The following is a 12,556-nucleotide window of genomic DNA, read 5'->3' on the forward strand; positions in this document are numbered from 1 at the left end:
ATGACCGACTCGGCCGGCCCCGGCCATCCCGTCGCGGGCGACGATCTTGTGATCGTTGCCCGCGATGTGACCAAACGCTTCGGTGACACCGTGGCCTTGGACAACGTCTCCCTCGACGTGCGGCGCAGCGAGCTGTTGGTTCTGCTCGGCCTGTCCGGCTCCGGGAAGTCCACCCTGCTGCGGTGTTTCAACGGTCTGCACCCGGTGACATCGGGTCACATCGACGTCGGCGGCACCCGGGTGGATCAGGCGTCATCCAAACAACTACGCGCCCTGCGCACGCGGGTCGGCTTCGTGTTCCAGCACTTCAACCTGGTCGGCCGGCTCAGCTGTTTGGAGAACGTCCTCATCGGCGGTCTCGGTGCCCTAACCCTGCCCCGCTACGGCGCACTGACCTACCCCAAGCACATGCGCGCGGCCGCCCTGGCACACCTCGACCGAGTGGGACTGGCCGACTTCGCCGAACGCCGCGCCGACACCCTCTCGGGTGGGCAGCAGCAGCGCATCGCGATCGCCCGCACCCTCATGCAGCGGCCCGCCCTGCTGTTGGCCGACGAGCCCGTCGCCTCGCTGGACCCCGAAAACGCAAGCATCGTCATGGATCTTCTGTTCCAGGTCTGCGTCGAGCAGAAACTGACGGTGGTGTGCACCCTGCATCAGGTCGACCTGGCACTCGGGTGGGCCCACCGACTCGTCGGTCTGCGCAACGGCCGCAAGGTGCTGGACCGGCCCGCCGTCGGCATGACCCGCGACGATGTCATGGCCATCTACCAGCGCGTGGACCCCTCCGCCGAGCAGTCCACCAGACAACGCTCATGACCGCCACCGTCACCCGGCCCACACCCGGGCGCAACCGGCCACCGCTGCCGAACCTGCTGCACCTGATCGCGGTGGCCGCACTGGTGGCCACCCTGGCCTCGGCCTGGTACATCGAATTCGTTCCCGCCGAACTCATCTCCGATTTCGACAAGATCGTCGCGCTCGTCGAGCGCATGCTCCCGCCACGGCTCGACGATCCGGGGCGCATCGCCGGCCTGGCGTTCGAGACCCTGCTGATGGCGGTGCTGGGCACCGTCCTGGCCGCCATCGCTTCGGTTCCACTGGCCTTCATGGCCGCGCGCAACACGACTCCGCATCCCGCGGTCTACGCCGTCGCCCGCGGGTTCATCACGTTCTGCCGCGCGATGCCGGACCTGCTGTTCGCGGTGCTGTTCGTGCGCGCACTTGGCATCGGGGTGCTGCCCGGCATCCTGGCCCTGGCACTGCACTCGATCGGCATGCTCGGCAAACTGTTCGCCGATGCCATCGAGCAGAGCGATCCGGGACCGCGTGAAGCGGTGCGCAGCACCGGCGTCGGCTATATCCGCGAGATGCTCAATGCGGTGGTCCCGCAGGTCATCCCGTCCTGGATCGGCACCTTCGTCTACCGGATCGACATCAACCTGCGGATGTCGGTGGTGCTCGGCTTCGTCGGCGCCGGTGGCATCGGTTTCGCACTGCAGGACGCCCTGCGTGGCCTCATCTATCCCCGCGCCCTCGGCATCGTCGGCGTCATCTTGGTCATCATCGTCGCGATGGAACTGCTGGCCATCTTCATCCGGCGGATGTTGCTGACCTCCGACGGCATGAACCCGCGACGCGACCGCTCCATCCGATTCTCGTTCGCCGGCCTGCTGATCGGTACCACGCTGGCCTCCTTCGTGGTGCTGGAGATCAACCCGGTGTCGCTGTTCACCTGGGTGGTCCCCTCGCTGGAGGTGTTCACCCGGATGATCCCGCCCAACTTCGACGCGCTGGGCAGCGAATTGTTCGTGGCCGCGGCCCAGACGGTCGCCATCGGCGTGGTGGCCACCGCCATCGGTGTGGTGCTGTCCATTCCGGTCGGCATCCTGGCCGCCCGCAACATCGCCCCGAACCCGACGCTGTACTGGCTGGCCCGCGGTTGGATCCTGGTGGTGCGTGCCGTCCCCGAACTCATCCTGGCCGTCGTGTTCGTCGCCGCGCTGGGTCTCGGCCCCATCGCGGGTACCTGCGCACTGGCCATCGGGTCCATCGGGTTCCTGGCCAAACTGGTCGCCGACGCCGTCGAGGAGATCGACCCAGGGCCGTTGGAGGCGGTCCGTTCGGTTGGCGGCGGTTGGTGGAAGACCCTGCTGTCCGCGGTACTGCCGCAGGCGATGCCCGCCCTCGTGGGGTCCAGTCTGTATCTGTTCGACGTCAACGTGCGGACCTCGACCGTGCTGGGCATCGTCGGCGCCGGCGGTATCGGTTTCCTGTTGTTCGAGTCGATCCGCACCCTGAACTTCGATGTGGCAGGCGCCATCGTGCTGATCATCTTCGTCATCGTCTACTCGATCGAAAGGCTGTCCGGGTGGATACGCTCACGCCTGGTGTGACCCGGGCCGCGATATGGACCGGCGGGTCGGACATCTCGCTGCAAGAGGTGACCGTCCCGCGTCTGAACGACGGCGACGTGCTGGCCCGGGTGCGGCTGGCCACCGTGTGCGGCAGCGATCTGCACACCGTGTCGGGTCGCCGACCGGCGCCACACCCGTCCATCCTCGGCCACGAGGCCGTCGGCGAGGTGGTGTCCGGGCCGGGTATGCCGGTGGGACAACGCATTGTCTGGTCGGTGACCGTCAGCTGCGGTGTGTGCGCCCGGTGCCGCGCCGGGCGCACCGCCAAGTGCACGGCGGTCCGCAAGATCGGTCACGAGCCGTTCGCGGGCAGCTGGCCGCTGTCGGGTTCCTACGCCCAGCACATCGTGCTGCCCCGGGGCACCACCATCGCCGCGGTCCCCGAACGGATGCCCGACGCGGTGGCCGCGCCGGCCGCCTGCGCCACCGCCACCGTGATGGCGACGTTGGAGGCGGCGGGCCCGCTGCGGGACAGGCGCCTGCTGGTGCTGGGTGCCGGCATGCTCGGGCTCACCGCGGTCGCCGCCGGCAATGACGCCGGGGCCCGCGTCACGGTCATCGACCGTAACCCCGAACGGGTCAGACAGACCGGGGATTTCGGCGGCCACCCCGATGACGGAGGCCCGGTCGACATCGCGATCGACTACACCGGGTCCACCGAGGTGATCGCCGGTGCGCTGGCGCGCCTCGACATCGGCGGCCGGCTGGTGCTCGCGGGTTCGGTCCTGCCCGCACCGAGCCTGCCGGTCGACCCGGAGATCGTGGTGCGCCGCTGGCTGACCATCACCGGTGTGCACAACTACGAGCCGCACCATCTGCATCAGGCGGTGGACTTACTGGATCGCACCCGCGACCGGCACCCGTGGACCTCACTGGTCACCGCGCCGCTGCCGCTGAGCCGACTGTCCGATGCCTTGCGCCCGCCGCCATCACCGGCGCTGCGCACCGCGATCGCACCCTGACGCTGTGTAGCTTGTCGGAGAAGGAGGTGCACCGATGGCGGACGCCGGATTCTGGGTGGCGTGGGGGCTGCCCACACAGGGCCGCGAGCCGCAGGCGCTCGAGACGCTGAAGGCCTCGCGGGCGTTCCTCACCGAGCTCACCGACAGTGGACGGATCGAACGCTTCGACGTGACCATCCTGCGTCCGCAGACCTCTGAACTCGGCGGGTTCTTCCTGATCCAAGGCAGCCGTGAACAGATCGACCAGTTGCGCCGGGACCCGGACTTCGAGCGATGGGCCAACCGGGTGCAACTGGTGGCCGACCGGGTGGCGGTGGTGGACGCGTGGGTCGGTAACGGAATCGACGAGGCCACCGATCTCTACATCGAGGCGCTGCGCGAGGCCGGCCTGATCGACTGAATCCCCTGGTCAGTTGCGACGGTTGTGACCCATGGGGTACTTCCCTCTTCCGCTATCGGCGGTGCCGAGGTTCTAATAGACCGAACTTGTTTGGCCGGGGGCGGACAGCACGGAGGCTTCTTCATGGGCTCAGCGGCTTATATCGGTCGGGTCGGGGGTCTGGCGGTGGCGCTGGGCGTGGGCACCGCGATAGCCACCGGACACGGCATCGCCACCGCAGAGGGCACCGACTCCTCGGGGTCCTCAAGCAGCTCCAGCAGCAGCACCGGGTCGACCGACTCGGCGAGTTCCACGGCGGGCACCGCCGCCGATGGCGACTCGTCGCCCAGCGGAGCCGACACCCGCGACACCGACATAGGTACCGACAAAGACACCGACGATGCCTCGGATGACTCCGAAGACCCGGACGACACCGATTCCGACAGCGGTATCGCCGAACCGGCCGACACGGCCCAGGACTCCGATGACACCGCCGGACGGCCGCAGCAGACGGTGACCAAGAAGCCGCGCGGTGTCCGCCAGGCCGGCCGGCCCACCACCGCGACACCGTCCGAACCACGGACCCCGGTCGCCGAACCCGAACCGGCACCCGCCGCCACCCCTGCGGCGCAGACCGCAACACCGGTCACCGAGCCGACGCTGAAGGCGGCCGATCCCAGCGACACCCTGGCCACCGCGGACACCGTCGCCGTGTTCGCGGCGGCGCGCACGCTGGCCACCGCCACGGTGACCGAGAACCCGACACGGCCGGCCGCCAGGCAGTCGGCACACCCGCTCACCGGTGTGGTCAAGGTGGTCTCCAACGTTCTGGACTGGGCGGCCGGTGTGGTGCCCGGGTCACCGGCCAGCCCGACCCTGGCCTGGACATTGCTGGCCTTCGCCCGCCGCGAGGTGGACAGCCTGCTGGCCCGTCTGGACCCGTCGCACATCGTCAACAACAGCGCGACCGACACCTCGGCCCGGGCCTTGGCGGCCGCCGCGCTCAATCCGCGGCCCAACTTCCCGCCGCGCGGCTACCAGTTCAGCTCGTCGACCAGCTTTGTGGACTGGGTGACCGGCAACTTCGCCCCCAACGACACCTTCAACCGGTACGGCATCTGGGGTACCGACATCGGCACCATGTGGGACAACGGCATTCCCGACGATCCCAACACCCCGATCAACGAGAACCAGGTGCTGATCGCCTTCGGAGACACCTTCGGCGGACCGAACATGACCGGCACCTGGCGGTTGAACACGTTGTTCCGCAGCCCGGACCGCAATCTGGCCGACGGTATGGCCGTGCCGGGCGGACAGTGGTTGAACGGCAACATGTTCGGTGGTTCACCGCTGTGGGAGGAACACTATGCGCGCCAGATCATCCTGCCCGAACGGCTGCCGCGCGGTTTGCCGACCGGCGTCACGCTGATCCCCACCGCGGGCATCTCGGTGCCCACCCCGGGCACCCAGTTCGGTGCAACCCAGTACGTCAGCTTCATGTCGGTCAAGCAGTGGGGTGCGGCCGGGTCCTGGTCCACGAACTATTCGGCGATCGCCTATTCCGAGGACAACGGCGAGAACTGGTACATCTCACCGACCAGCGTCCGGAACAACTTCGGCGGTAATTCGAAGTTCCAACAGGCCGCCCTGATCCGGCCCGGCGACGGTTTCGTGTACTCCTACGGCACCCCGAACGGCCGGCAGGGACAGGCCTACATCTCCCGGGTCGCCGAGGCCGACATCCTCGATGTGACCAAATACGAGTACTACAGCAAGGGCAGCAAGGGCGGGTTCTTTGGCATCGGCGCCTACAAGGCCGGCTGGTACCGCAACGATCCGGCCAAGGCATCGGCCATCTTCGGTCGCGAGACCGGCGCGTGTGGTGTCGGCAAGGCCGGCAATCAAGTCAGCGAGATGTCGGTGCAGTACAACAAGACCCTCGGTAAATATGTTGCGCTGCATGGTGATCAGTTCAACAACGTCATCCTGCGCACCTCGGACCGGCCGGAAGGCGGCTGGTCGGCCCCGACGGTGCTGATGGGGCAACAGGGCGGCGGCATCTACGCCCCGATGATGCACCCGTGGTCGCCGTCGACCCTGGGCACCGGCACCGACCTGTACTTCAACCTGTCGGTGTGGAACGACTACAACGTGTGGCTGGTGAAGACCGACCTCACCAAGCTCTGAGCATGCTGCGCATCGCACCGGCGGTGACGCTCGCCCTGCTTACCGCCGCACCCGCCTACGCCGAACCCGTTGTGCCACAACCGGGCAGCTCCTGCTCGGTCGATCTCACCGACGTGACCACCATGCTTGCCGGCCAATCCACCCCACTGGTCTGCCGGGACGGGCGCTGGCAGCCGGTACCGGCGCCGGCCGCGCCCAGCGATCGCTGGGTCAGCTTCGGCCCGACCATGGCGCTGCACGGGGAGGGCCTGCGAAACCCGAACCTGCGCTCGGGATCCTGGACAGCGACCCCGCTGGCCCCTGATGCCCGTTGCGCAGCCAGCCAGCAAGCCGTGCTGAGCGCGGGGGTTGTCGGCGCACCGATGACCGCTGAAGGCGCTGCGGGACAGCCGCTTTCGCTAGAGGTGGCGCCTCGGCTGTTCGATATCGCGATGACCGGGCATTGCCTGTGGGTGCGCGAGCCCTAGGGACACCAGGTGACGACCCCGTAGGGCCCGGTGACGCACGGCAGATTGATGTACAGGCCCGACGGGCGGCCGTCGTTGTTCCAATCCCGGTCGTGACCGCGCCACCCACGGTCGTCATGCCACCCGTGGCCTCGTCCGCGATCCTGCGCCGGGTCCATACCGCTACCCGCGGGCGACGGCGGAGCGGCGTCGGCCACACCGGGACCGATTCCGAGAAACATCCCGACCGATCCGGCGCAGACCGCGCCGGCAATTCCCGTCTGCCGCACAAGCTTCTTCATATCGATCTTCACAAAACTCACGACCATCTCCCACACAAGCACAGCTGACAACCAAGTCCCCCGACCCTGTCATCCGAGGCCGCCCACCACCGCGGGCTCGCCACGTGCCCCAACTTAGCACGACTAATCAACAGGGCTGCATAGACTTGCGCCGTGCGCGAGGTTCTCGACGACCTGATGGCCACCTGGCGGTCCGGCGGTACCGCCGGGCTGGCGACCGTCGTGCGCACCATCCGCTCGGCGCCGCGCCCGGCGGGCGCGGCGCTGGTGGTCGCGCCCGATGGCAGCGTCGCCGGATCGGTGTCCGGCGGCTGCGTGGAGGGCGCGGTCTACGAGTTGGCCTCCGAGGTGATGACCTCCGGGACACCGGTCCAGCAGCGCTACGGAATCAGCGATGACGATGCCTTCGCGGTCGGACTGACCTGCGGCGGGATCCTCGACGTCTTCGTCGAACCGGTTTCCCGACAGACGTTTCCGCAACTGGCGGCCGTCGCCGATGCGATCGACACGCACCGACCGATCGCCGTCGCCACCGTGATCACCCACCCCGACGCCGACCGGATCGGTCGCCGCATGGTGATCGAACCCGACCGCGTCGACGGCTCGCTAGGATCCTCACGCGCCGATGACGCGGTTTCCGACGACGCCCGCGGACTGCTGCTCGCGGGCCAGACCGCCGTGCTGTCCTACGGCCCCGACGGGCAACGCCTCGACGAGACGGCCGAGCGCGGCATGGAGGTCTTCGTCGCCAGCTACGCGCCCCGACCCCGGATGCTGATCATCGGGGCCATCGACTTCGCCGCCGCGCTGGCCCGACAGGCCGACTTCCTGGGCTACCGGGTGACCGTGTGCGATGCCCGCCCCGTGTTCGCCACCACCGCCCGGTTCCCGGCCGCCGACGAGGTGGTGGTCGACTGGCCCGACCGCTACCTGCGGGCCCAGCGCGACCTCGACGCCATCGACACACGGACCGCCGTCTGCGTGCTGACCCATGACCCGAAATTCGACGTCCCCGCCCTAGAGGTGGCCCTGCGCCTGCCGCAGGTTGGCTACGTCGGCGCCATGGGGTCGCGGCGCACCCACGTCGACCGGCTGCGGCGACTCACCGAGGCCGGTCTCGGGACCGCCGAGTTGAGTCGGCTGTCCAGCCCCATCGGGCTGGACCTGGGTGCGCGCACCCCCGAGGAGACCGCGGTGTCGATCGTGGCCGAGATCATCGCCCGCCGGTGGGGCGGCGGCGGTCGACCGCTGGCCGCCGTCGACGGCCGGATCCATCACGAGCGCGTCTCCGACGTGCGATAACGCGACTCTCCCTTTCTGGAACGTCGCCTCTCTGTGTACGATAACCACACTTGCAATCGTGCGTGATCCAGACCACTTTCGCGCGAAAGTGCCGGATGACAGGAGCCGCTCCGTGACGGGAACCGTCGCCACCCGCTATGCCGGCACCCGTGTGCCCCGTGTCGAGGACACCCGCCTGCTGACCGGCAAGGGAACCTTCGTCGACGATGTCCAGCGTCCGGGGATGCTGCATGCGTGCTTCGTGCGCAGCCCGTTCGCCCGCGCCACCATCAACGGCATCGACACCGCCGCAGCGCTCCAACTGGCCGGGGTACACGCCGTGTTCACCGCCGCCGATATCAACCCCGAAGTGCGGGAGGCCTGGCACGCGGTCGCCGGCAAGGACGTTGCCGACACCCCGCGCCCGCCGCTGGCCGAGGCCCAGACCAAGTTCGTCGGTGACCCGGTCGCCATCGTGATCGCCGAGAGCCGCCGGATTGCCGAGGACGCGGTGGATCTGGTGGACGTGGACTACAGCCCGCTTGCGGCCGTCGCCGATTTCCGGCGGGCCGTCGGGTCCGACGTCGTCGTGCATGACGCCTATCCCGACAATGTGGCCGGCGGCATGGCCGGGATGCCACCGGATGAGGAGGTCTTCGCCAACGCCGCGCATGTCGTCACCGAACGCATCTATCAGCAGATGTACGTGCCGGTACCGATGGAGACCCGCGGCCTGGTCGTCGAATGGACTGCGGGCACATCCGAGCTCACCATCTGGGGCTCGACCCAGACCCCACACGAGTTGCGCGCCTTCGCCGCCCGACTGCTGGGCATCCCGGCACAGGGGGTGCGCGTCATCGTCCGCGACACCGGCGGCGGATTCGGCCAGAAGGTCGTCCCGATGCGCGAGGACATGTGCATCATGCTGGCCGCCCGCAAGGTCGCCGGCCCGCTGAAATGGATCGAGGACCGTCGAGAGAACCTGATGTCGGCCGGCCAGTCCCGCCACGTCGACGGCACCGTGCGGATGGCCTTCGACGAGGACGGCAAGATCCTGGCCGCCGATATCGACTTCGTCCAGGACATCGGCGCCTACCCGACGCCGTACCCGGTGCTCACCACCGCCGCGATCGGCATGTTCTTCCCCGGCCCGTACCGGGTCCCCAAGGCCAGCTTCAACTACAAGACGGTGTTCTCCAACACCCCGGGTCTGCATGCCTACCGCGGGCCGTGGCAGTACGAAACCCTGACTCGCGAAATGCTTCTCGACATCGCCGCCCGCAAGATCGGGATGGACCCGGTGGAACTGCGCCGCATCAACATCCTGCGCGGTGACGAGATGCCGTTCTTCAATCCCAACGGCATGCCGTATGACAACTGCGCTCCGGCGGACACCTTCGAACAGGCCGTCAAGATCCTCGACCACGAGGGATTCCGCAAGGAACAGGCCGAGGCGCTGGCCCAGGGACGCTATATCGGACTGGGCTTCTCGGCCTATATCGAGCCCACCGGCGCGGCCACCGGCCACCTGGCCACCGAGGGCGCCACCATCCGGATGGAGCCGACCGGCAAGATCAACGTCTACGTCAACGGCGGGTCCAGCGGCAACAGCATCGAGACGACCGTCGTGCAGCTCACCGCGGATGCGTTGGGCGCCAAGATCGATGACGTCTCCACCATCCAGGGCGACACCGCGGTGACCCCGTACGGGGCGGGCACCCAGGGCAGCCGCAGCGGTCCCATGACCGCCGGGGCGGTGCACGAGGCAGGCACCATCCTGCGCGGGCAGATCACCGCCATCGCCGCCCAGATGCTCGGCGTCGAGGCCGGCGACATCGAACTCGGCGATTCCGTCGCCACCGTCGGCGCCGATCCCGACAAGAGCGTCGGCTTCGCCGATATCGCCTACCGCGCCTACTACGACCCGGCCCAGCTGGGCGGCGTGTCCCCGACCCTGGAGGCGACCGCGCGGTTCAACTCGCAGGCGATGATCCACTGGGCCAACGCCACCCATGTGTGCACCTGCGAGGTCGACACCGTCACCGGCCAGGTGTCGCTGACCCGCTATATCGTCAGCGAGGATGTCGGACCGATGATCAACCCCAATGTCGTCGAGGGGCAGGTGGCCGGTGGCACCGTGCAGGGCATCGGCGGCGCCCTGCTGGAACACCTGGCCTACGACGAGGCCGGCAATCCCGTCGCCTCGACCTTCGTGGACTACCTGTTGCCGACCGCCACCGAGGTACCGCCCATCGAGTTCGGGCATGTCGAGATCCCCGGCCCCGGCGTCGGTGGATACAAGGGAGCCGGCGAGGGCGGGGCCATCGGCTCCCCGCCCGCTGTCATCAATGCCATCAACGACGCCCTGGCTCCATTGGGCGTCACCGTCACCGAGATGCCCGCCACCCCGGCCAAGATCGTCGAACTGATCGAACAAGCAGCGCAGTCAGCACAAGCAGAAAGCTGAAACGTGGAACTCACCAACGAATTCCGGGTCGCCGTCCCCTCCGACAAGGTATGGGAGGTGTTCACCGATGTCGAGCGCGTCGCACCCTGCCTGCCCGGCGCCACGCTGCTGAGCGTCGACGGGGACGATTTCACCGGCGCCGTCAAGGTCAAGGTCGGTCCGATCACCGTGTCCTACAAGGGCACGGCCAGCTACCAGGAGAAGGACGCGTCGTCGCGGCGACTGGTGCTGCGCGCCGAGGGCAAGGAGACCCGCGGTAACGGCACCGCCGCCGCCACCGTCACCGCGCAACTCAAGGACGAGGGTGAGTCCACCTATGTGGGGATCAGCACCGATCTGGCCATCTCCGGCAAGGCCGCCCAGTTCGGTCGCGGCGTGCTGGCCGATGTGTCGAGCAATCTGATCGCGCAGTTCGCACGCAGCCTGGAGGCCGAATTGACCGGCGGGACAACGGCAGCGGCCACCTCGGCAGCCACCTCGGCTCCGACGGCCGAGACCGCGGCGGTGGCGGCCCAGCCCGCCGCCGACTCGGTCGACCTGCTCAAGGTCGTCGCGGTGCCGGTGGCCAAGCGTTACGGCCCGGTGCTCGGTGCCGCGCTGGCCGCCGGTGCCCTCGGATTCGCCGTGGGTCGCCGGCGCAAGGCCGTGCATCCGGCGGCCGCCAAGACCGACGAGTTGATCGCCGCACTGTCGAAGTTGCTCGCGTGAAGCCCGCCCCGTTCGCCTATCACCGGCCGGGCTCGGTTTCCGAGGCCGTGACGGCGCTCGCGGAATTCGGTGACGAGGCCAAAGTACTCGCCGGCGGGCAGAGTCTGATCCCGCTGCTGGCGATGCGGCTGACCCACTTCGAGAACCTGGTCGACATCTCGCGGGTGCCCGAACTCCAGGGCATCGATCTGGTCGACGGACAGGTCGTCATCGGCGCGGGGACCTCGCACGCGCTGGTGGGCATGGACGACGAGGTGGCCGATTCGGTGCCGCTGCTGTCGCTGGCCGCCCCGCACATCGGACACTTCCAGATCCGCAACCGCGGCACGCTCGGCGGCGCGATCGCCCACGCCGATCCGGCCGCCGAGTTCGCCGCCGTCGCATTGACTTTGGACGCCACCATCGAGGCGGCATCCACCCGCGGGGACCGCCGGATCGCCGCGGCCGACTTCTTCACCGGGCTGTGGGAGAACGCGCTGGCCGACGACGAGCTGCTGCGGGCCGTGCGGTTTCCGGTCTGGTCGGGCCGCTGCGGCTTCTCCGTTCACGAATTCGCGCGCAGACACGGTGATTTCGCGATCGCCGGGGCGACCGTAGCCGTAGAGCTCGACGCCGAGGACCGGGTGCGGCGCTGCGCCGTCGGCCTGCTGGGGCTGGGTTCCACCCCGCAACGCGGCACCCCGGCCGAGCAGGCCGTGCTGGGTGGTCCGGTCACCGACATCACGGCCGAGGAGTTCGGCAGGCTGGCCATGTCCGAACTGCCGGACGTACCCGCCGATCTGCAAGGCTCGGCGGCCTACCGCACCCGGGTCGGCGCGGCGATGGCCGCGCGCGCCTGGACCGATGCGATCACGGAGGCGCTCGATGCATGACCTACCCGTCGGAATCACCGTCAACGGCCGCCGCTACCAGGGGACGGTGGAACCGCGTGTCACGCTGGCCGACCACCTGCGCGAGGACTGCGGCCTGACCGGCACCCACCTGGGCTGCGAACACGGCGCGTGCGGGGCGTGCACCGTGCTGCTCGACGGGCAGGCGGTGCGTTCATGCCTGGTGCTGGCCGTCCAGGCCGACGGCCAGGAGGTCACCACCGTGGAGGGCATTGCCGATGCCGACGGCACGCTGTCGGCGGTACAGACCGCCATGCGGGAATGCCACGGGTTGCAATGCGGCTTCTGCACGCCCGGCTTCGTCACCTCCATCACCGCCCTGCTGCGCGACAATCCGGAGCCCACCGACGCCGAGATCCGCGAGGGACTGTCGGGCAATTTCTGCCGCTGCACCGGATATCAGGGCATCGTCAACGCGGTCAAACGCGCTCAGGAACTGATGGCCGACGACGCCGTTCGGTAACGTCGAGGTCGACTCCGTCGATAGGCATCACAGCGTTTACCGGCGTGCACCTGC

Annotated in this window: 12 protein-coding genes; 11 read left to right on the forward strand and 1 reads right to left on the reverse strand. The window is 68.6% G+C overall.

Annotated features, from left to right (window positions below):
- The 6 genes from phnC to ACWDUN_RS10055 all read left to right on the forward strand — a co-directional run bounded on the left by phnC (position 1) and on the right by ACWDUN_RS10055 (position 6,412).
- Complete coding sequence (phnC, locus tag ACWDUN_RS10030; RefSeq protein ID WP_449928006.1) at positions 1-819, forward strand: phosphonate ABC transporter ATP-binding protein; 819 nt, start codon at positions 1-3, stop codon at positions 817-819.
- Positions 816-2,396, forward strand: coding sequence for a phosphonate ABC transporter, permease protein PhnE (gene phnE / locus ACWDUN_RS10035; RefSeq protein ID WP_449928008.1), 1,581 nt, complete (start codon positions 816-818; stop codon positions 2,394-2,396). The genes phnC and phnE overlap by 4 nt, the downstream gene beginning before the upstream one ends.
- A complete protein-coding gene (locus tag ACWDUN_RS10040) occupies positions 2,372-3,379 on the forward strand; it encodes a zinc-binding dehydrogenase (RefSeq protein ID WP_449928010.1) in 1,008 nt (335 codons plus the stop codon). The genes phnE and ACWDUN_RS10040 overlap by 25 nt, the downstream gene beginning before the upstream one ends.
- Positions 3,380-3,413: 34 nt before the next feature.
- Positions 3,414-3,779 carry a hypothetical protein gene (locus ACWDUN_RS10045; RefSeq protein ID WP_449928012.1) on the forward strand — a complete coding sequence of 122 codons (366 nt, stop codon included), beginning with the start codon at positions 3,414-3,416 and terminating at the stop codon, positions 3,777-3,779.
- Positions 3,780-3,902: 123 nt separating this feature from the next.
- Entirely contained in the window at positions 3,903-5,945 is a 2,043-nt protein-coding gene (locus tag ACWDUN_RS10050) for a DUF4185 domain-containing protein (protein ID WP_449928014.1), read from the forward strand.
- Positions 5,946-5,947: 2 nt separating this feature from the next.
- Positions 5,948-6,412 (forward strand): hypothetical protein, encoded by a 465-nt coding sequence (locus tag ACWDUN_RS10055; protein WP_449928016.1) that lies wholly within the window; start codon positions 5,948-5,950, stop codon positions 6,410-6,412.
- Here ACWDUN_RS10055 and ACWDUN_RS10060 read toward each other — a convergent pair.
- Entirely contained in the window at positions 6,409-6,693 is a 285-nt protein-coding gene (locus ACWDUN_RS10060; protein WP_449928018.1) for a hypothetical protein, read from the reverse strand. The genes ACWDUN_RS10055 and ACWDUN_RS10060 overlap by 4 nt on opposite strands.
- A 153-nt stretch (positions 6,694-6,846) precedes the next feature.
- Here ACWDUN_RS10060 and ACWDUN_RS10065 point away from each other — a divergent pair, with 153 nt between their 5' ends.
- The 5 genes from ACWDUN_RS10065 to ACWDUN_RS10085 all read left to right on the forward strand — a co-directional run bounded on the left by ACWDUN_RS10065 (position 6,847) and on the right by ACWDUN_RS10085 (position 12,502).
- Complete coding sequence (locus ACWDUN_RS10065; protein WP_449928020.1) at positions 6,847-7,995, forward strand: XdhC family protein; 1,149 nt, start codon at positions 6,847-6,849, stop codon at positions 7,993-7,995.
- A 112-nt stretch (positions 7,996-8,107) separates the two neighbouring features.
- On the forward strand, positions 8,108-10,441 hold the full coding sequence (locus ACWDUN_RS10070) for a xanthine dehydrogenase family protein molybdopterin-binding subunit (RefSeq protein WP_449928022.1): 2,334 nt from the start codon (positions 8,108-8,110) through the stop codon (positions 10,439-10,441).
- Positions 10,442-10,444: 3 nt separating this feature from the next.
- The gene (locus ACWDUN_RS10075) at positions 10,445-11,149 is read left to right on the forward strand and encodes an SRPBCC family protein (protein ID WP_449928024.1); all 705 of its coding nucleotides are present in this window, start codon (positions 10,445-10,447) and stop codon (positions 11,147-11,149) included.
- Positions 11,146-12,021, forward strand: a complete 876-nt coding sequence (locus ACWDUN_RS10080) for an FAD binding domain-containing protein (protein ID WP_449928025.1) — start codon at positions 11,146-11,148, stop codon at positions 12,019-12,021. Before ACWDUN_RS10075 ends, ACWDUN_RS10080 begins: the two co-directional genes overlap by 4 nt.
- Complete coding sequence (locus ACWDUN_RS10085; protein ID WP_449928027.1) at positions 12,014-12,502, forward strand: (2Fe-2S)-binding protein; 489 nt, start codon at positions 12,014-12,016, stop codon at positions 12,500-12,502. Before ACWDUN_RS10080 ends, ACWDUN_RS10085 begins: the two co-directional genes overlap by 8 nt.
- Positions 12,503-12,556: the final 54 nt, after the last annotated feature.

The organism is Mycobacterium sp. NPDC003323 (assembly GCF_053589535.1).

Bases quoted from the DNA above. Each gene is read 5' to 3' on its own strand.
- ACWDUN_RS10045 (WP_449928012.1), top strand. From the start codon at position 3,414: ATGGCGGACGCCGGATTCTGGGTGGCGTGGGGGCTGCCCACACAGGGC.
- ACWDUN_RS10050 (WP_449928014.1), top strand. From the start codon at position 3,903: ATGGGCTCAGCGGCTTATATCGGTCGGGTCGGGGGTCTGGCGGTGGCG.
- phnE (WP_449928008.1), top strand. From the start codon at position 816: ATGACCGCCACCGTCACCCGGCCCACACCCGGGCGCAACCGGCCACCG.
- ACWDUN_RS10085 (WP_449928027.1), top strand. From the start codon at position 12,014: ATGCATGACCTACCCGTCGGAATCACCGTCAACGGCCGCCGCTACCAG.
- ACWDUN_RS10060 (WP_449928018.1), bottom strand. From the start codon at position 6,693: ATGAAGAAGCTTGTGCGGCAGACGGGAATTGCCGGCGCGGTCTGCGCC.
- phnC (WP_449928006.1), top strand. From the start codon at position 1: ATGACCGACTCGGCCGGCCCCGGCCATCCCGTCGCGGGCGACGATCTT.
- ACWDUN_RS10055 (WP_449928016.1), top strand. From the start codon at position 5,948: ATGCTGCGCATCGCACCGGCGGTGACGCTCGCCCTGCTTACCGCCGCA.